The following is a 19,644-nucleotide window of genomic DNA, read 5'->3' as shown; positions in this document are numbered from 1 at the left end:
GAGTCGACAGTCTATATTGCTTGTTGTACTCTATTTTACAATCAATTTATTCATATATATATATTCTGTACTGCGCACATACAAAATATAATATTGATGTATTAACTAATTTTTTAAATAAAAAGACCAGCCTAGGATCTCTTTTTAATTACTATTACAAACATAGAAGTGGCTGGCGTCAAAACTTGTCGTATAAAATAAAATTTTTAAATGCCGGTAGATTATTTAATGAATACAAGTTTTTAAGGTACTAATATTTCTATTGTCCAACTTGTTAATATATTTTTTAATAGTTGTTTTCATGGTGTTGGATCATGTTTTGTTCTTGAATGCCTCAAAGAATTTAGCATAATTTCTCCTAATCATAAACTGATCATACGATTGCGAAAATAAGATATCGATACGCTTTCTGGATTTTCCGAAAATAATTATTCGAAAATTATCCAAAAAAAATTATATTTTTAAGCTTTAAAAGCGATCAAATGGCAGACAAAGCACAATTTATTGAAGAATTAAATGCTAGATACACTCCTAAGGGAGATCACATCATATTAGGGAAAGGAATGCTGGACGGAGAAGTAGTACCGGAAGTAAATGTAACGATTCCTCTAAAAACAATCAACCGTCACGGCCTTATTGCCGGAGCAACCGGAACCGGAAAGACCAAAACGTTACAGGTATTTGCAGAACAGCTTTCTCATCAGGGAATCCCATCACTGGTGCTGGATATTAAAGGTGATTTTTCAGGAATTGCAGAAGCTGGGCAGATGAATTCCATTATTGAAGAGAGATATGCAAAAACTCAGTTGCCTTATACACCACAAGGATTCCCGGTAGAATTGATGAGCATTTCCGGAGGAGAAGGGGTAAAGCTGAGAGCAACCGTAACAGAGTTCGGACCTGTTTTATTAAGTAAAATTCTTCAGCTTAATGATACCCAGCAAAGTATCATGTCTATTGTCTTTAAATATTGTGATGACAAAGGACTTCCTTTGATCGACCTTAAAGACTTAAAGAAAGTTCTGCAGTATGTTACAGATAATGCACAGGGAAAAGCTGAGCTTGCCGCTAACTACGGATCAATAGCACCGGCTTCTTTGGGGGCTATTCTAAGATCTATTGTAGCTTTAGAGCAGCAGGGAGCGGGAGATTTCTTTGGAGAATTAAGCTTTGATGTTCAGGATTTGCTGGAAACCAGAGATGGAAAAGGAGTTGTAAATATTTTAAGAGTATCAGATATTCAGAATAAGCCACAGCTGTTCTCTACCTTCATGCTTTCACTTTTTGCAGAGATCTATATGACTTTCCCTGAGGAAGGTGATAGCGGAAAGCCGAAACTGGTGCTCTTTATTGATGAAGCACACTTGCTTTTTGATGAAGCTTCAAAGACCCTCCTTTCACAGATTGAAACGATGGTAAAACTTATCCGTTCAAAAGGAGTGGGAATTTATTTTATTACCCAGATTCCTGGTGATGTACCAGAAAGTGTTTTGTCTCAATTAGGATTGAAAATACAGCATGCTTTGAGAGGCTTTACAGCAAAAGATAAAAAGGAAATTTCAAAAGCAGTTGAAAATTATCCAACCACAGAATTTTATAACGCTTCCAATCTGATTCAGAATATGGGAATTGGAGAAGCATTTGTAACCGCTTTAGATGAGAAAGGAATTCCTACACCATTAGTTCATACCTATCTTATTTCCCCGGAATCAAGAATGGATGTTCTGAGTGGAGCAGAAATTACAGAATTAACGTCCAGCTCAGCTATGGTAGCCAAATATGAACAGGCAATAGACCGGGAATCTGCTTATGAAATGCTAACCAACAGAATGGAGCAGGCCGCTCAGAATCCAGTACCAAATCAACGAACAAAGCCGGTAAAAGAAGAGCCGGGAATGTTTGAACAGGTACTGCAAAGCCAGGCAGGCAGAACATTCACCAATACATTAATGAGGGAGGGCGCAAAAGCTATTCTCGGGATGTTTGGTTTAGGAGGAAGGAAAAGATGACAAAAAATAAAATAGGGAAAAGAAATTTTCCCTATTTTTATATAAACTATAATAACACAAATTAAAACACATATGAGAATACAATTATTTATTGTGCTTATGTCGCTATCCCTATCAAAAGCGCATGGGCAGAGTCAGTACTTGGACTCCAATTTTAACGGAGCAGGTTTCTTACAAACCGATTATAAATCTAAAAGTTACGACGAACTATCCAATATTAAGCTTTCCAATAATGGCTTGTATGCATTCGGGAGAGTAACAATAGAAGATTACAAGTCCTATGAAAGTGGTTTTGGAGTTCTGAAACACAACCTTACTTCAGGGTTGAATCCTACATTTGGCAACCAGGGAAAAGCAAATTATTATTTTGATTCCTATCACTATGCCGATTCCACAAGGGATGTATATCCTTATGCTGACGGATCATTTTTAATTCTTTCCGATTTGGGCTTAACTAAAATAGACCAAAACGGAGTACTGGACCCCAATTTTGCTTTTAACGGAAAACAGGAATTTGAATATGGACAAAAAACCTATACCAGGCTGTTGGTTCTACCCAACAATAAAATTTATGTTTTCGGGCAAAAAGGAGATGATCTGTATATTGAAAGATATAATCCGGATGGATTTTTTGATTTCTCGTTCGGAAATCAGGGAACCCTTACGATAGATGTAGGCTCACTTGATATCATTAACGATGCTAAATTGCTGAACGACGGCAGGATTTTGATTACAGGCTACAGCCAAAAACAGGTTAATAGTAACTCTTCAGGAAATACAAGGTACAATTTTATAAAAAAAATAAACCAGGACGGAACACTTGATCCCGCTTTCAATTATGATGATATTCCAAGCATCTACGATAATCCGGGATATTTCAAAAAAATGCTTGTAGACAATTCTAATACTTACGCATATATTATCAATAAAGTAAGTGAATGTGACCATAGAGTTTTAAAAGTTAATTTACAGACATTAGCATCTTCTAAACTTTTTGTAAACCCTAGCGGAACCCCTTGGCTGTGTAGTAATTTAAATCCTAAATATGTTGTAAATGATATTATTCTTGATGGAGATAGAATGTATATTGCCGGAACAGAAAAAATAAACGCAAACAACTCTATGTGGGTGACCCGCTACAATTTAGACGGAATTATGGATACAACCTTTGCCAATCAGGGGAAGTTCAATTATTTTACTTATTCTGGTAATCCGAATTCTCCGGTAGATGACGTGGTAAATCTGGAAAGCATACAGCTGGCTCCAGACGGAAGCCTTTATGGCGGCGGAAGATTGAATAATGATTTTCTGGTTTTTAAAATTTTAAAGACTCTTACGTTGGAGGTAAATGAATCGAAATCAGATAAAACTCATATTTTGAACGTATATCCCAATCCTGTAAAAGATTTTTTATTTGCTGAAAATAAGAATCTTACAGGAAATATTCAGATTTCGGTTTATGATATGTCTGGAAAATTGGTGAAAAAACAATATTCAGATTCCCGCAATGAAAAAGTTTCAATTGATCTTTCTGATCTGATGTCGGGAAATTATGTAATAAAATATGAGGCTAAAAACTTTTCTCAGTCTGTAAGGATTATAAAAAAATAACACAAAATGAAAAAAAATATACTATTACTTCTTTTTTCAGGAGCCTTTCAGCTGGGGTTTTCTCAACAGGGAGTTCTTGAAACTAATTTTGGTCTTGGAAAGTTCAGCTATGTTGAAAATGATAACGAAAAACAGATTCTGAATGCTATTGAATATACTAATGATACCGTTTTTGCCGCAGGATATTCGGGCCCTGTAACGGATGTATCTCTTCCTAATGCAGAAGGTCGTTTTGTATATAAAGACCGTTTCTTTTACTATAACAACAAAAATCATAATAAGATAGCGGTCTCTATTGGTGATGAAGGCTCAAGAGCCAATGCCATTAAGTATAGTAAGGGTTATGTTTATCTGGCGGGCTATTCAAAGGATAAAAACAGGAAAAGCTTTGCAGTGGTAAAAATTCATGCAAGAACTGGAGCTTTAGTTGTTTCTCCAAGCTTTAACAGGGATTCTAAAGTTATTACAGATTTTACAGGAAATGATGAAGCCAATACCATTGATATCAAGAATAATAAAATCTGGGTGGCAGGTAAAGCCGGAGTCAATGCCGTAATTGTTCGGTATAATCTCACCAACGGTTACGTAGATAAAACTTTTAACCAAAAGGGATTCATGCTGTACCCGATTGGAACACAATCTGAAATTAAAAGTCTCAAAATTCTTCCTGATGATAAAATGCTGATTGCAGGAACTACAAACAATGGAGCGCAATCAGATTTTTTTATTGCAAGACTGAATCCTGACGGAACTTATGATTCTTCTTTTGGAACGAACGGGATTAAAACGATAGATTTTTTTGGAGGGAATGACCAGCTCAATGTGATGAAGATTTTATACAATGGCAAAATCATGCTGGGAGGCTCTTGTACAAGGATGGTCAACAATATTGATGCAGCATTGGTAAAACTTAATGCTGACGGAAGTTATGATACTTCTTTTGGCGGAGCTGGAAAAGTTACTTATGATGAGGGAACTAAAGAAGATGTAGTGAATGATGTAGGTGCTAAGGTAAATGCCAGTAACCAGGAAATTATTTATGCTATAGGGTATAAAAAGCCAGGAGTATACAAAGATGTTTTATACAGGGAGTTCGATGCTGACGGAAGTACATTTGCCAGTGGACCAGCCGTTAATAACTTGAGTAACTACGATGATTATCTGGTTGCAGGAGCATTTGATGTTTTGCCTGTAGGGAACTTTACAAGTCCAATGACAATGTATGGTAATCTGTTTTGTAGGGAAGTTACGGGGAACTATATTCAATTTAATAAGCTTGGCAGTAGTATGACCATGTTACCTGTAGAATGTGGATCTTCTTATGCTACAGAAATCAATAATATTAAAGTAAGACAGGATGGTAAAATATATGTACTGTATCAGAATCAGCTGAAAAGATATCTGGACAACGGAACCCCGGATCTGTCTTTCGGAAATAATGGAACCTTTACCGGAATGGCTGTCAGTGAATTCGACCTGTTACCCAATAATAAAGTGGTAGCTAATGTTTTTATCTATGGAACCAATACGCAACGGTATAGTGTTATTTTAGACGATAATGGAAAAATTATAGATAATTTCGAGTTTAAAAACTTACCGGGAGCAGATCAGAGATATATTAATAAAATCATTTATTCTGCTACCAAGAATAAAATGTATGCGTATTATTCCTCATATGGTACTCAATTTTCAAGCCCTGTGATGTGCAGATATAATTTAGATGGCACTATTGATGATTCTTTTGCCAATAATAACAAATATATCCCTGTTATCCAGAAATATGGTTCATATGACGCTGATTTGACCAAATCAGATGTAAACAGCCAGAGAATTGTAACCATTGATTTTAAAACAGATAAAAAAATTATTAAACAATATGATCTTGATGGTAATCCTTCAGGAAGTTTCGGAACTATAGGGACTATGGAAATCCCTTATACTCCTGACACTAATTTTATATTTAAAAAAGTAGCTCTGGATAATCTGAATAATGTTTATATCATTACAGAGAAAACAGAAAACTTCAATACGACTCTGCTTGTAGAAAAATATAATTCAACAGGGACTTTGGATACATCTTATGGAAATGGAGGGATTTTCGAATATGCTTACAATTCTGCTGATTCAAATGCTCATTTTTATAACATTAATGTTCAGGGTGATAATAAATTGCTGATTGCTGGAAAACGCGGAAAGTTATTTGTAGATAATGACGGATATACAATAAGGGTAAATACTGATGGTACTTTAGATACCAGTTTCAGTATCCAGAATGATGGCGTGTTTTCTGATAGGGAAGATGGTAATCCCAATGACTTCTTTGAAAATATCAGTGCTATGGGAATCACTCCAAATAACGAGATAATTATAGGAGGACTTAATAAGAATAGAAGTACTGGAAATGCAATAACTTATACCGCAAAAATCAAAAAATTGAAATAATTTTATATATTAGTGACTAAGTGGTAAGCTTTTTGGGTAACTTATTTTGATATATTTTTTACTATTTTAGCAGGTTATCTTCACTGGCGGGAAAAGAATATCAGATGAAAGAGTTAAAATTTTTAATAATAAACACAGCAGTTAAAGGGAAAATCAATGTATTCAATTATAGACATAGAAAGTAATGGTGCAGGTTATAGAAATGAATGCATTATAGATATTGCCATCTACAGATATGATGGGCAGAAAATTACAGATCAGTTTATATCGCTTGTCAACCCGGAAGGAGATATTACTCCTTTTGTTCAGAAACTGACCAGTATTACACCAAAAATGGTGAAGACAGCGCCAAAATTCCATGAAATAGCTAAAAGAGTTATTGAAATTACCCAAAATACAACATTGGTGGGGCACAATATTGATTTCGATTACAGAATGCTTCGTCAATCATTTAAAAGGCTTGGTTATGATTTCAAAATCAATACTTTGGATACTATTCCATTAGCGAAAAAACTGATTCCTGATGAAGTGAGCTATTCTCTCGGTAAGCTGGTAAAGTCACTGGGAATCCCCTTGACTAATCATCACAGAGCTGATGGAGATGCCAGAGCAACCCTGGAACTGTTTAAACTTTTAGTATCAAAGGATACTGAAAATGAAATTATTCAGAAGCAACATGATGAAACCAATGCCAAGACCTATATCAATAGGATTAAGGTGCTTACACAGGATCTTCCGAATGAAAAAGGATTCGTTTATTTTCAGGATGAAGCCGGAAGAATTATTTTTTCCGATTATGTTCAGGATATCAATAAATTTTCAAAAAAGTTATTCAATTCCAAATCAAAAAAATGGGAACAGGTTCAAAAGGATGCTGAACAGATTAATTTTGAGCTTACCGGAACAGATATTATTGCCAAATTAATCCTGAACTCTAAAAATAGTAAGAAAAAAGAAGTTCTGCCATTCGGACTTTATTTCAGAAACAAGAAATATGTTGTTGAAAAAAATACGCTCAATAAAACAGAAAAAGCAATTCTGAAATTCAGGTCATTTACTCAGGGTACAAAAGCCGTTCAGTTTATTGGTGCTCAGGAAGAATACAATGATGTAGCAGTGTTAAAGCAGAAGATAGAATTTAGAAAAAGAAACGAGCTTTGGCTGGGTACCGGAAGAAAATTAGGTGAGAAGCTATTTTTAATTATTGAAAACGGAAAGGTAATATCCTTTGGTTTTTATGAGCTGTTTACACAGATACAGACATTAAGTAAGCTTGCCAAATTGAAAATTGATCTTCAGTTGTCTTCAGCAGATTTGAATAATGAACTGCAGCTTGCCCTTTTGCGCGGTGATTTTGAGACATTACCCTTGCCTAAATAATAAAAAAATTAGACGTTAAATTTTGATTAGGAAGAAGATACTTTTTAAATCAATTATCTTAAAATAAAAAATAAATAGTATTTTTGCAAAAAATAAATCGAAGCAATGCAAAATTTTAAACAAATAAAAACTGGAAAAAAGGGAGCTGTTAAGTTCTCTAAGGTTTGGAATATTTAAAAGAGTTGTCTTGCATAAAAAATAATCAATGTGGCAGACTCTTTTTTTGAAGAATCTGCCTTTTTTTATGTTAAAATCAAATTATGAATTCACAAGAATTATTAAAGATTGCCAATGAGTTTGGCACACCAGTGTATGTTTATGATGCTGAATCCATCAAAGTTCAATACGAGAAGCTTACGTCTTCCTTTTTAAAACATACTAAGTTCTTCTATGCGGCGAAGGCGTTGACGAATATCAATATCCTTAAATATGTCAAGAAACTGGGTGCATCTTTGGATTGTGTATCTATTAATGAAGTTAAACTAGGGCTAAAAGCAGGATTTCCAAAAGAGAAAATATTGTTTACTCCCAATTGTGTTGACTTGGCGGAAATAGAAGAAGCAATGTCTTTCGGAGTTCATATTAACATTGATAACATTTCCATTCTTGAACAATTTGGGAATAAATACGGAAACTCTTACCCTATCTTTGTAAGAATCAACCCACATATCTTTGCCGGAGGGAACTACAAAATTTCAACAGGTCACATCGACAGCAAGTTTGGGATCTCTATCCATCAGCTTCGTCACATTGAAAGAGTGATGAAAAGTACCAACCTTAACGTTGAAGGACTTCACATGCACACAGGAAGTGAGATCAAAGATCCTGAAGTTTTCCTTCAGGCACTGGATATCATGCTTGAACTTTCTGAGCATTTCCCTAATCTGAAATATCTGGATATGGGAAGTGGCTTCAAAATCCCTTATCAGGACAATGAAGAAGAAACAGATGTTAAAACATTAGGAAGAAAAGTAGAAAAAGTTTTAGGCGAATTCTCAAAAACAACCGGAAGGAAATTCGAATTATGGTTTGAACCGGGTAAGTTCTTAGTAGGAAAAAGCGGATACCTTTTAGTGAAAGCAAATGTCATCAAGCAAACTACTGCTACTGTTTTCGTTGGAGTAAACTCTGGATTTAACCACCTGATTCGTCCAATGTTTTACGATTCTTACCACGCTATTGAAAACTTGTCTAATCCAAAAGGTGCAGAAAGAATTTATACGGTAGTAGGAAACATCTGCGAAACAGATACTTTTGCATGGGATAGAAAATTACACGAAGTAAGAGAAGGTGATATTCTTGCATTTCACAACGCAGGAGCTTACGGTTTTGAAATGAGTTCAAATTTCAATTCAAGATTAAAACCTGCTGAGGTGTTATTCCTTGATGGGAAAGCCCACCTGATCCGTAAAAGAGATGAATTTGAAGATTTATTGAGAAACCAGATTGAAGTGGTGATATAAGTTAATAGAAAATAATAAATAAACGGCTGTCCTTTGGGATGGCCGTTTTGTTTTTATGCTAAGCCTGCCGGATAAATAATATGAAATCTATATTCTACGTTTGCAAAGGTGCTGAGTAAAATATATTTACGACTTAAAAATCATCATACCTAAATTACAAACCTTAGTGACCACTACGTTAAAATAAAAGTCATTGAGTTAAAATTTAAAGAAAAATTTACAAGTTTTTTAATATTTATGATGGCTGGGTTTATCAATTAATTAGCTAAATTTGATAGGCTTAGGTTCTTTTTATCCTAATCACACTACAGAAAAACAACACCAAATCTATTAATTATGGCCAAAAATATAGCAGAGCAAATTGTTGAAATGCTCGAAAATGCCAATGTGAAAAGAATTTATGCAGTTACCGGGGACAGTCTCAATCACCTAAATGTTGCGGTAAAGAAAAGCAGCATTCAATGGATTCATGTAAGACATGAAGAAGTTGGAGCTTATGCCGCCGCTGCAGAAGCTGAACTTGATGGGCTCGCAGTATGCGCAGGAAGCTGTGGTCCCGGCCATGTTCATCTGATTAACGGGGTGTATGAAGCGCATAGATCTCATGTTCCGATGCTGGTAATTGCCTCTACGATTCCCAGTGATGAAATGGGCATGGATTATTTTCAGGAAACGAATACCATAAAGCTTTTTGACGATTGCAGCTATTATAATCAAATGATCACAAGGCCTGAACAGGTGCAGCGAACATTTCAGACCGCTATTCAACATGCAATTTCCAAAAAGGGAGTTGCAGTGATAGGCCTTCCGGGTGATGTTTCAGAATTGGAGGCACAGGAAACAACAACTTCCACCCAGATATTTAAGACCAATCCATTAATCAGACCATCGGACGATGAGTTGAAAAATTTGGCTACTCTCATCAATGAAAGTAAAAAAGTTACCCTTTATTGTGGAATCGGTGCCGCTGACGCCAATGCTGAGGTTGTACAGTTGTCTCAAGTATTAAAAGCGCCTGTAGGATATTCATTTCGGGGAAAAATGGCTATTCAGCCTAATAATCCTAATGAAATCGGACTGACAGGGCTGTTGGGATTTCCTTCAGCTTATCATGCCATGCACGATGCAGATCTTGTTATTCTTCTCGGAACCGATTTCCCATATCAGAAGTTTATGCCTGTGAAAAATAAAATTGTTCAGATTGATGAAAGCCCGGAAAGGCTGGGAAGAAGAGCAAAGCTTGAATTGGGGCTTACAGGAGATGTTAAACAAACCATTATAGCCTTACTTCCAATGCTGAATGAGAAAAAAGATGTCGACTTTCTCAATGAGCAGTTAGCGTTTTATGATAAAGTAAAAGAGAACCAACTTGAATATGTAAGAGATTCAGGAAAAGAAGATGCCATTCAGCCGGAATATGTTGCCCATACATTAGATCAGTTAGCTAAAAAAGATGCCATTTTTACGGTAGATACAGGAATGTGCTGTGTTTGGGGAGCAAGATTCATTACAGGAACCGGAGAACGGAAGATGTTGGGATCATTTAATCATGGATCAATGGCTAATGCAATGCCTATGGCTATTGGAGCATCCTTGTCACATCCAGAAAAACAGGTGATTGCGATGTGTGGGGACGGAGGATTATCTATGCTGCTGGGAGATATGGCTACTATTTTCCAGTATAAACTTCCGGTAAAGCTGATCGTATTCAATAACAGAACCCTGGGAATGGTAAAATTGGAAATGGAAGTGGGTGGAATGCCGGATAATGAAACAGATATGATCAACCCGGATTTTGCATTAGTTGCTCAGGCGATGGGGTATCCCGGGAAAAATGTTCATAAGCCTGAAGAAGTAGAAAATGCTATTAAGGAATGTCTTGACCATGACGGACCCTATCTTCTTAATATCTTTACAAATCCTAATGCATTGGCACTACCACCGAAAATTGAACTGGATCAGGTGTTGGGGATGACCAAATCTATGGCTCAGCTAATGTTGGGTGGGAAAATGGATGAGGTGCTTGAAACAGTGAAAAGTAATTATAAACACATTAAAGGGCTGTTATAGAGATTATTCTAAATATTTTAAACAAATACTATAGAAAACATTTTTTTAGAACTTCACACATTGTGTGAAGTTTTTCTTTTTTGTAAGACATTTAAATATTTACCTTTGTTTATTAATTTAATGAATAGATCAGGCTATGAAAATGATACTTTTATTTTTTGCTCTTTGTTTTACAAACTTAGTTTTTGCCCAGGAGCTTGAGGATAGAGATGAGTCTTTTATTGTAGAAAATAATAAAAATCTTTTTAAAATAGACATCAAAGAACCTTTTATGCAGGTTGCTGTAAAGTGTAATGATTTTAAACCGGCTGCTTTCGAAGGAGGAGCTTCAGCATACAAAGATATCCTGAGCAAATATATGTATACCTATCTGAATGCAGATTTTTATACGCTGAGCGGGGACTTTACATTTACTTTGATTATAGATGAAACAGGGAAAGTAATTGATGCCGTTGGTAATCCAAAAGTTCTGCATAGCGAAGCTTTTTTTGATGATATGCAGTATGTAGTAAGAAGAATCAAAAGAAGTTGGAAGTCTGCAACCTGTAACGGACAACCTGTAAAATCTCAGATGAAAGTGAAAATGAATTTCTCTTCCTTATCAATAGACATGTAAATTAAACATGAATAAATACCAATCGTTTTCTTTACTTTTTTAAGATAAAATCAGGGATGATAGATTGTTCTCTGGGCAAGCTACCTTTTTTTATTATTGACAAACTATAACTATGAAACAAACCATTTTAATTGTACTTCTGTTTTTTGGATTTATGGGTTATTCCCAGGAATGACAAGCTCCCAAAGAAAAAGTAATGACTTCACAAAATGCAGAATTTCCGGGAGGAGATGATGCTTTTGCTAAAGAGTTTTTGCAAATGGTTCATTCTTATATCGATTTGGGGAAATATGCAGTAAACGGACAGTTTGTTTTTGTTTTTGATGTGAATACAAGTGGTAAGATAGAGAACCTTGATGTGTTGCCAAAAGTAAAAAACAGCGAAATGTTTATTGATGATATGAAATTTGCGATTAAAAAAGTAAAGAAAAAATGGAAGCCGGCAGTTAAAGATGGACAGCCTGTAGTTTCTAAGAAAATCATCAAAATTAACTTTACATCAGATCATTTTGATCACGGAGATTAATACTCATTAAGCAGAGGAAAATCACATCTTTTATGAGTTTAACAGATCATAATAATCCTCCTGCCATTCTGTCACAATATTTTGTATCTTTGCAGACTCATCTGTTCGTAGTTTAAAATTCACGGAACAAATCCCTGTGTTTTAATCCCGAACCTTTAAATTGATTATCGTGCAGGAAAAATATATAGACGAGACAAAACAGGGTGAAGCATTTGCTATTGCCGAAAGACCTGAAAACTCTAAAAAACTGTTTTTAGAAAGCTATGGCTGTCAGATGAACTTCTCTGATTCAGAAATTGTTGCCTCCATTCTTAACGAACAGGGATATAATACAACAATGAAAGTTGAAGAAGCTGACCTGATCCTGTTGAATACATGCTCTATCCGTGAAAAAGCTGAGCAGACGGTAAGAATGCGTCTTGCCCAGTTTAAAAAACTTAAGAAAGAAAAACCAAATATGACGGTAGGAGTTCTTGGGTGTATGGCGGAAAGATTGAAAACTAAATTTTTAGAAGAAGAACAGCTGGTTGACCTTGTAGTAGGACCGGATGCCTATAGAGATTTACCTAATCTATTGAAGGAAACTGATGATGGTAGAGATGCCATCAATGTAATTCTTTCCAAAGAGGAAACCTATGCAGATATCAATCCGGTTCGTTTAGGCGGAAACGGAGTAACAGCTTTTGTTACCATTACCAGAGGTTGTGATAATATGTGTACATTCTGCGTTGTTCCTTTTACAAGAGGTAGAGAAAGAAGTCGTGATCCACATTCCATTATTGAGGAATGTAAAGACCTTGCCAATAGCGGGTATAAAGAAATTACCCTTTTAGGACAGAATGTAGACTCTTACTTATGGTACGGGGGTGGTCCTAAAAAAGACTTTGCAAAAGCATCTGAAATGCAGAAGGCAACTGCAGTAAACTTCGCTCAATTACTTGATTTAGTAGCGAAAGCAGTTCCTGAAATGAGAATCAGATTCTCTACATCAAATCCTCAGGATATGAGCCTTGATGTATTCAGAACGATGGCAAAACACGATAACATCTGTAAATATGTACACCTTCCTGTTCAGAGTGGAAGCAATAATATGCTTGAAGCAATGAACAGACAGCATACCCGTGAAGAATATCTTGAACTGATCAGAAAAGCTAAGGAAATTGTTCCGGAAGTAGCCTTTTCTCAGGATATGATCGTAGGATTCTGTAATGAAACAGAAGAAGATCATCAGGATACATTAAGCCTGATGAAGGAAGTGGAATATGACTATGGGTATATGTTCGCTTATTCGGAAAGACCGGGAACCCCTGCCCACAAGAAAATGGAAGACAATATTCCTGCTGATGTGAAACAGAGACGTCTTGCAGAGATTATTGCCCTTCAGGGAGAGCTTTCCAGAATGAGAATGAAGTCTTATGTAGGAAGAATGCATAAGGTTCTAATTGAAGGAACTTCCAGAAAAAATGAAAACCAATGGAAAGGAAGAAATTCCCAGAATGCCGTTTGTGTCTTTGATAAACTTGAAGAACAGAAAATAGGTGACATTGTGGAAGTTTTTGTGTATGATAACACTCAGGGCACACTTTTAGGAAGAATCACAGAATAAATTTAAGTTTTTGAAAGCGGCTTTTCTTTTTACTCTGTTTTCTTTTGCATTGTTTTCCTGCCAGGCAGAGAAAACCATGAGCAAATATCCTGATATTGTAGGTGATATTACCTTTGATGAAAAACTGGATGAAACCGATTTTAAGAAATGTGGAGCAGGAAAGGACAAACCTTTCAGTTTTCAATATTATAATGTATCCCAGCAGTTTGATTATAAGGGAGAAAAGATTGCTATTGAAGAAAGACTTAAAAAAGAAAATATTTCCTCAGAAAAAAAGATCAATGGATATATTACCGTGAGATTTTTAGTAAATTGTGAAGGAAAGGCAGGATTGTTCAGAGTAAAGCATCTGGATTCGGATTTGAAAGATGTTGCTTTGGATGGAGAATTTGAAAATAAGCTGCTAAAGTTTACAAAATCATTAAATGGCTGGATGCCAAAAAAGATAGAAGGTTTAAAAATAGATTACTATCAGTATTTAACCTATAAAATTGAAGATGGACAAGTTTCAGAGGTATTACCTTAGCTTTTTGTTACTTATCGTGTACACCAATACTATTGCACAGGTCAACTGTAGTGCAATAGAGGGTGAGGACTGTAAAAAAGCTTGTGAACTTTACAATCAGGCTTCAGATTTACAGGGGTTCCGAGCATCTCAGGAAGGTTTTGACAGAGCGATTGAACTTTGTCCGGACTTCTCCAGTGCTTATATGGAGAAAGCAGTGCCTTATCTCAAAAATGGAGATTTTGCATCCTGGAAAATATTGATCGATAAAGCCGTTGCTTTAGATCCTAAAAAACATTTGGGATATAGAGGATGGTGTAAATTTCAGTTTTTAAGAGACTATAAAGGAGCTGTCCTGGATCTGGAAGAGCTTAAAAAATATTATCCCGAAGATCTGGGAAGATCACAAAATGGAGATTATAATCTGGATGTAGTGAAAGCTATGTCCTACAGTGCTTTAGGACAGAAAGGAAAGGCCGTCGGAATTATTGAAAGACTGCTGGTTACAAGAGGGTATGTAAAGGGAATGTTTGACCATTACCAGCTTGGAGTAACCTATTTTGAACAGGGAAAATATGATAAAGCCCTGGAAAATTTTGAAAAACAAAGCAAAGAATACGACTTTGCCGAGAATATATACTTTAAAAGTAAAGTTTCTAAAATCAGAAACAAAGATTATTTGGATTTAAAAATGTTAGCCTTAAAAACGTATGATGAGGGAAAGACCATGAAAGATGGCTATACACATCATTTTAACAAAGTCTACAGAAAACAGATTGAAGAACTGTAGAACATAACATTAAATCAATAATCAAAAATTTACTTATGAGCAACGAGCTACAAAACATAAAAAACCGCTTCGGAATTATCGGGAATTTTCCGGCACTCAACAGAGCCCTGGAAAAATCGATACAGGTTGCACCTACAGACATTTCCGTCCTTGTTATCGGAGAAAGTGGAGTAGGAAAAGAATTTATTCCGAAGATCATTCATTCAGAATCCAGAAGAAAACACCAGCCTTATATTGTAGTCAACTGTGGAGCTATTCCTGAAGGAACCATAGATTCAGAACTTTTTGGACACGAAAAAGGAGCTTTTACAGGAGCTACAGCTACCAGAAAAGGATATTTTGAGGTGGCAGATGGCGGAACAATCTTTTTGGATGAGGTAGGTGAGCTTCCTTTGCAGACCCAGGTTCGTCTTTTAAGAGTCCTGGAAAGCGGTGAATTTATGAAGGTAGGATCTTCACAGGTACAAAAGACCAATGTAAGAATTGTAGCAGCTACCAATGTCAACATGATGAAGGCTATTCATGACGGAAGGTTCCGTGAGGATCTCTATTACCGTTTGAATACCGTTCAGATTGATATGCCTCCTTTAAGAGAAAGAAAAGGAGATACTCATCTGTTGTTCAGGAAATTTGCCATCGATTTTGCAGAAAAATACAGAATGCCTGAACTGGAACTGGAGCAAAGTGCCGTTCATTATATAGAAAATTACTCTTTCCCAGGGAATATCCGTCAGTTAAGAAATCTTGTTGAGCAGATGACCGTTGTGGAAAGGAACAGAAATATCACTGCAGAAAAACTTGCAGAATATATTCCGATGGAAACCCATCTTCCAATGGTGGTCAGCAACCAGAGTACACCAAAACCAAATGATTTTGGAAGTGAAAGAGAAATCATGTATAAAATTCTCTTTGATATGCGGAATGATATTAATGATTTAAAATCCTTAACTTCGGAATTAATAAAGAACAGAGGAACAGCAGATCTCAGCAATCATGAAAAAAATCTGATTAACAGAATTTATACCCCTGAAGCTCAGCCACAAATCAACTCAGGATCATTGCTGTATTTTGAGAATAATGAGGCACCGGCAGTACAAAACCCGACCATTATTTCAAGCCCGGATGACAGTTACGAAGATATTGAGGACATTGAAGTAGAGGAAAACAGACCAGAATCCCTTTCTCTTCAGAATAACGAAAAAGATTTGATTATCAAAGCGTTGGAAAAACATAAAGGAAGAAGGAACAGGGCAGCGGATGAGCTGGGTATTTCACAAAGAACTTTGTATAGAAAAATAAAACAGTATAATCTGGAAGATTAGAAAAGCACAATCAATCATGGATATAAATTTAAAACCAAAGCCGATTAATTTTAAATTCGGGGAATATATTAACAAAGGATTCGAACTTTTGAAGAAAGATTTCGGAAACGTATTTACCGCATTTTTAGTGTGCGTTGTGATGTCGATTATTCCTTTTTGCGGATTATTAGGAATGGGTAATATGTATAGATATCTTCATAAAATCAATAAAAATCAGCCAGCAAGCCCGGGAGATATTTTTGATTTTAAAGACTTTATGCCTTACTTTATTCTACAGTTAATTGTTTTTGGAGGAGTTTTACTCATTTACATTCCATTAGTGATTGTATTGGCTTTAACAGGAGCATTGTCTAATAATGGGAATGATGCTGGGCCACTTGCAATGATTTTTATAATTCCTTATGTAGTTTTTATTATGGTAGCGGTCTACTATTTTGCCCTAAAAGCATTCTACATCGTTCCATTAATCAGTCTTAAAGGAATCAAAGAGATCAAGACAGCCTGGAATATTTCAAAAGTAATGACTAAAGGGAATCTTATAGCAATTCTTCTTTTTTCATTTGTAGTAAGCCTTTTGGCTCAGATTGGATTTCTTGCTTGTGGGATTGGGATTTTTCTTACCATTCCATTAGCATATACTGCTAATTATTTTGCTTACGAAGATGCTATTCAACAGATTGAGTATGATGAAATCACTGAAATTGGATCTAAAAATGAATTTTAAAATTAAAAATATCCGTCTGAAACAGCCATTTTTGGTAGTGATGCTCTTTGCTCTGCTGGGAGTATTAAAGTCATGCTACAGCTTTACCGGATCATCTCTTACAGACGAGAAAACCGTCCAGATCAATGAGTTTCCAAACAATGCACCTCTTGTAAACCCTGCATTGTCACAACAGTTCTCTACAGATATTCAGAACAGGTTTTTACAGAGAACCACATTGAAAGGAACAAAATCAAATCCTGATATTCTGATAGAAGGTGAGATTACAGATTACTCCATTTCGCCTACTACGATCAGTTCCAATACCCAGACCAATCCGTCTGGCGGAGTAATACAACAGGCTCAGAATAGACTTACAATTACTGTAAAAGTACACTATGAAAATAAAGTACACCCGGATTCCAGTTTTGACAGAACCTATACGGATGAGGCTGCTTTTAACAGTAACTTGTCTCAGAGTGATATCGAAAGTCAGCAAGTAAAAATTGTGACTGAGAGAATTATTAACAAGATTTTTAACGACATTGTAGCGAATTGGTAAGATGAATCCCAGAGTTTTAGAATTAATAAAAAATCCAAAAAATATTCAGTCAGAAGACCTTGGCCTTTTGAAGGAAGAGATTCATGCATTTCCCTATATTCAAAATATCAGGGCGCTTCATCTGTATGGAGTACACCTGTATGAGAAAGAAAATTATCAGAAAGAACTTTCTATTACAGCGGCTTATACCACTGATAAAAAAATTCTTTATCAACTGATAAACGGGAAGATTCAGCAGGAAGTAACTGAAGAGAAACCCTCTGTAATAGTGGCTGAGAAGCCTGTTAAATATAATTATAATGTCAAGGGTTTCCCAATAAAAAGAGAAGAAACAGAGACTTCTGTAAAAACAGTAGCAGAAAAGGAAACATGCATATTGCCAACAAACCAGGAGGTTCAGCATATCTATGTAAACGGAGAAAGAAACAGAATTCTGTTTGAAGGTGAGGAAAACTTCCTTGATGAGGAAAATGCTGAAACAATTGATCTTGAATCTACATTAGAGTCAGGAACATTGGTCACTCAAAAATCCGAACCTGAAGTAAAAGAGACAATTCAACAGGAAGTAGAAGAGGTACAACAGGGAACAGAAGAGAATGCAGGAGAAAACTTTACATCGGAAACGGTTGTTGAGGAAAATGAGATTACCTCAGAAGCTATAGAAGAAAAAGTAGAAGAAGACAACAGCCTAAGCTTTGAGGAGACAGAATCCTTATTGACAGAAGCAGAGGTTAAAGAAAATATAGCTGAAGTTTCAGAAGAGGACGCTGAAGCCGTTGCGGATGAAGAAATTCCAGTTTATGAAACTGAAAAAGAAGAACCGGATACCGAATTAAGTTTCCACGGAACAGATGCATTCCTGCCTGATGTTAAGATCCAGGCCACTAATGATAGCATCGCTGAAACAGTTGAAGTTCCTTTACCTAATGTAAATAAGCATGAGGAGGAAATGAGACGTCTGATTGAGGAGGTTGAGAAAAAGATGAAGGAAACCAAATCTGCTCCTCAGGAAGAAGAAACAGAACCGAAAGCTGCTGAAGATGACGAGATAAGTTTTGCGGAAACTCAAAATTTCCACTTCTGGTCAACAGGAGAAGAAAGCCCTGAACAGGCAGAGGTTAAAGAAGAAGAACCACATGAAGAAGCGATTGAACAGCCGGAACCGGAAATAGAAGTTGCAGAAGAGTCCGTTCCTGAAGTTCAGACAGCCTGGAAGCCTATGAGCCTGGAATCCCATATACCTGATTCTTTGATTAATAAACCTGTAGTAGCCGTTGTTTCTGCCACAGCTATCCCTGTAGCAACAGAAGCCCCTGTGGTAGAGCCGGAAGCAAAAAATATAGAGTCTGTTGAAGAAACGGAAGAAATAATAGAGCCTTCTGCTGAAGATATTTTGCCGGCTGTAGAAGAAGCTCAGGAATTATCAGAAGAAAAATCTGAGGATAGTTCAGAGGAGGTACAGGATGTTCCTGAAACGGTTTCGCAGGAAAAGAAAGAAGAAGTTCCTGTGATGAATGTTTCATTCTTTGGTACGGATATTTCGAGCCTGAAGGTTGGAGAAGGACAGAAGGAAAAGAAAGAAGAGCCTGCAAAAGGAGAATCAATGAAGGATACAGTAGCGGAAAATACAGCCCAATCTTCAATTAACAGTAATGTTCCGGGGTTTATCAATACCTGGCAAAGCTGGTTGAAAATAGACCGAGTAGATGAAGTTGTAAAAGAAAAAGAGGAGATCAAAGAAAAGGCAATTGAAAACTTTATTGAAAACAATCCTAGAATCAGCCAGTTAAAAGAAGAAAGCTCTTATGTGGTGAAAGAAAAGAATGATGATATTTCCCACCTGATGACTGAGACATTGGCGAATCTTTATGTTGAACAGAAACTATACTCCAAAGCAATTAAAGCATTTGGAATACTGATCAAAAAATATCCGGAGAAGAAAGAATATTTCGAAACTAAAATTAAAGAGATCAAAGACTTTAGAAGTAAAAACTAAAATATAAAAGGTACAGAAGTAAAAGCTGTACCTTTTGTTTTAT

At 36.0% G+C, this 19,644-nt stretch carries 15 protein-coding genes; all 15 read left to right on the top strand.

Annotated elements, in window-relative coordinates:
* The first annotated feature begins 482 nt into the window (after positions 1–482).
* Positions 483–2,009 (top strand): helicase HerA-like domain-containing protein, encoded by a 1,527-nt coding sequence (locus tag WH267_RS08080; RefSeq protein ID WP_340007183.1) that lies wholly within the window; start codon positions 483–485, stop codon positions 2,007–2,009.
* Positions 2,010–2,108: 99 nt separating this feature from the next.
* Positions 2,109–3,620, top strand: a complete 1,512-nt coding sequence (locus WH267_RS08075) for a T9SS type A sorting domain-containing protein (protein WP_340007182.1) — start codon at positions 2,109–2,111, stop codon at positions 3,618–3,620.
* Positions 3,621–3,626: 6 nt separating this feature from the next.
* Positions 3,627–6,062: a delta-60 repeat domain-containing protein gene (locus WH267_RS08070; protein WP_340007181.1), complete on the top strand. Its 2,436-nt coding sequence runs from the start codon at positions 3,627–3,629 to the stop codon at positions 6,060–6,062.
* Between the two features lie 156 nt (positions 6,063–6,218).
* The gene (locus WH267_RS08065; RefSeq protein WP_115969692.1) at positions 6,219–7,442 is read left to right on the top strand and encodes a 3'-5' exonuclease; all 1,224 of its coding nucleotides are present in this window, start codon (positions 6,219–6,221) and stop codon (positions 7,440–7,442) included.
* 260 nt (positions 7,443–7,702) lie between these two features.
* Entirely contained in the window at positions 7,703–8,905 is a 1,203-nt protein-coding gene (gene lysA / locus WH267_RS08060; protein ID WP_185018915.1) for a diaminopimelate decarboxylase, read from the top strand.
* Between the two features lie 336 nt (positions 8,906–9,241).
* Positions 9,242–10,975: a thiamine pyrophosphate-dependent enzyme gene (locus tag WH267_RS08055; protein ID WP_340007177.1), complete on the top strand. Its 1,734-nt coding sequence runs from the start codon at positions 9,242–9,244 to the stop codon at positions 10,973–10,975.
* Between the two features lie 136 nt (positions 10,976–11,111).
* Positions 11,112–11,591 carry an energy transducer TonB gene (locus WH267_RS08050; RefSeq protein ID WP_340007175.1) on the top strand — a complete coding sequence of 160 codons (480 nt, stop codon included), beginning with the start codon at positions 11,112–11,114 and terminating at the stop codon, positions 11,589–11,591.
* A gap of 196 nt (positions 11,592–11,787) precedes the next feature.
* The gene (locus WH267_RS08045; RefSeq protein ID WP_340007173.1) at positions 11,788–12,117 is read left to right on the top strand and encodes an energy transducer TonB; all 330 of its coding nucleotides are present in this window, start codon (positions 11,788–11,790) and stop codon (positions 12,115–12,117) included.
* 169 nt (positions 12,118–12,286) lie between these two features.
* Positions 12,287–13,723 carry a tRNA (N6-isopentenyl adenosine(37)-C2)-methylthiotransferase MiaB gene (gene miaB, locus WH267_RS08040; RefSeq protein WP_123321016.1) on the top strand — a complete coding sequence of 479 codons (1,437 nt, stop codon included), beginning with the start codon at positions 12,287–12,289 and terminating at the stop codon, positions 13,721–13,723.
* A gap of 76 nt (positions 13,724–13,799) precedes the next feature.
* The gene (locus tag WH267_RS08035; RefSeq protein WP_340007169.1) at positions 13,800–14,249 is read left to right on the top strand and encodes a hypothetical protein; all 450 of its coding nucleotides are present in this window, start codon (positions 13,800–13,802) and stop codon (positions 14,247–14,249) included.
* Positions 14,221–15,018: a tetratricopeptide repeat protein gene (locus WH267_RS08030; protein ID WP_340007167.1), complete on the top strand. Its 798-nt coding sequence runs from the start codon at positions 14,221–14,223 to the stop codon at positions 15,016–15,018. Before WH267_RS08035 ends, WH267_RS08030 begins: the two co-directional genes overlap by 29 nt.
* A 35-nt stretch (positions 15,019–15,053) precedes the next feature.
* Complete coding sequence (locus tag WH267_RS08025) at positions 15,054–16,340, top strand: sigma-54 interaction domain-containing protein (RefSeq protein ID WP_115969707.1); 1,287 nt, start codon at positions 15,054–15,056, stop codon at positions 16,338–16,340.
* A 16-nt stretch (positions 16,341–16,356) separates the two neighbouring features.
* Entirely contained in the window at positions 16,357–17,064 is a 708-nt protein-coding gene (locus tag WH267_RS08020) for a hypothetical protein (protein WP_340007162.1), read from the top strand.
* Positions 17,054–17,605 carry an LptE family protein gene (locus WH267_RS08015; RefSeq protein WP_123321160.1) on the top strand — a complete coding sequence of 184 codons (552 nt, stop codon included), beginning with the start codon at positions 17,054–17,056 and terminating at the stop codon, positions 17,603–17,605. Before WH267_RS08020 ends, WH267_RS08015 begins: the two co-directional genes overlap by 11 nt.
* A gap of 1 nt (position 17,606) precedes the next feature.
* Positions 17,607–19,601 (top strand): hypothetical protein, encoded by a 1,995-nt coding sequence (locus WH267_RS08010; protein ID WP_340007160.1) that lies wholly within the window; start codon positions 17,607–17,609, stop codon positions 19,599–19,601.
* The last annotated feature ends 43 nt before the right edge of the window (positions 19,602–19,644 follow it).

Source organism: Chryseobacterium sp. MYb328 (assembly GCF_037572595.1).
GTDB classification, from domain to species: domain Bacteria; phylum Bacteroidota; class Bacteroidia; order Flavobacteriales; family Weeksellaceae; genus Chryseobacterium; species Chryseobacterium pennae.
Note: the sequence above shows the minus strand (reverse complement) of the source record. Positions and strands in the feature narration are given on the sequence as shown.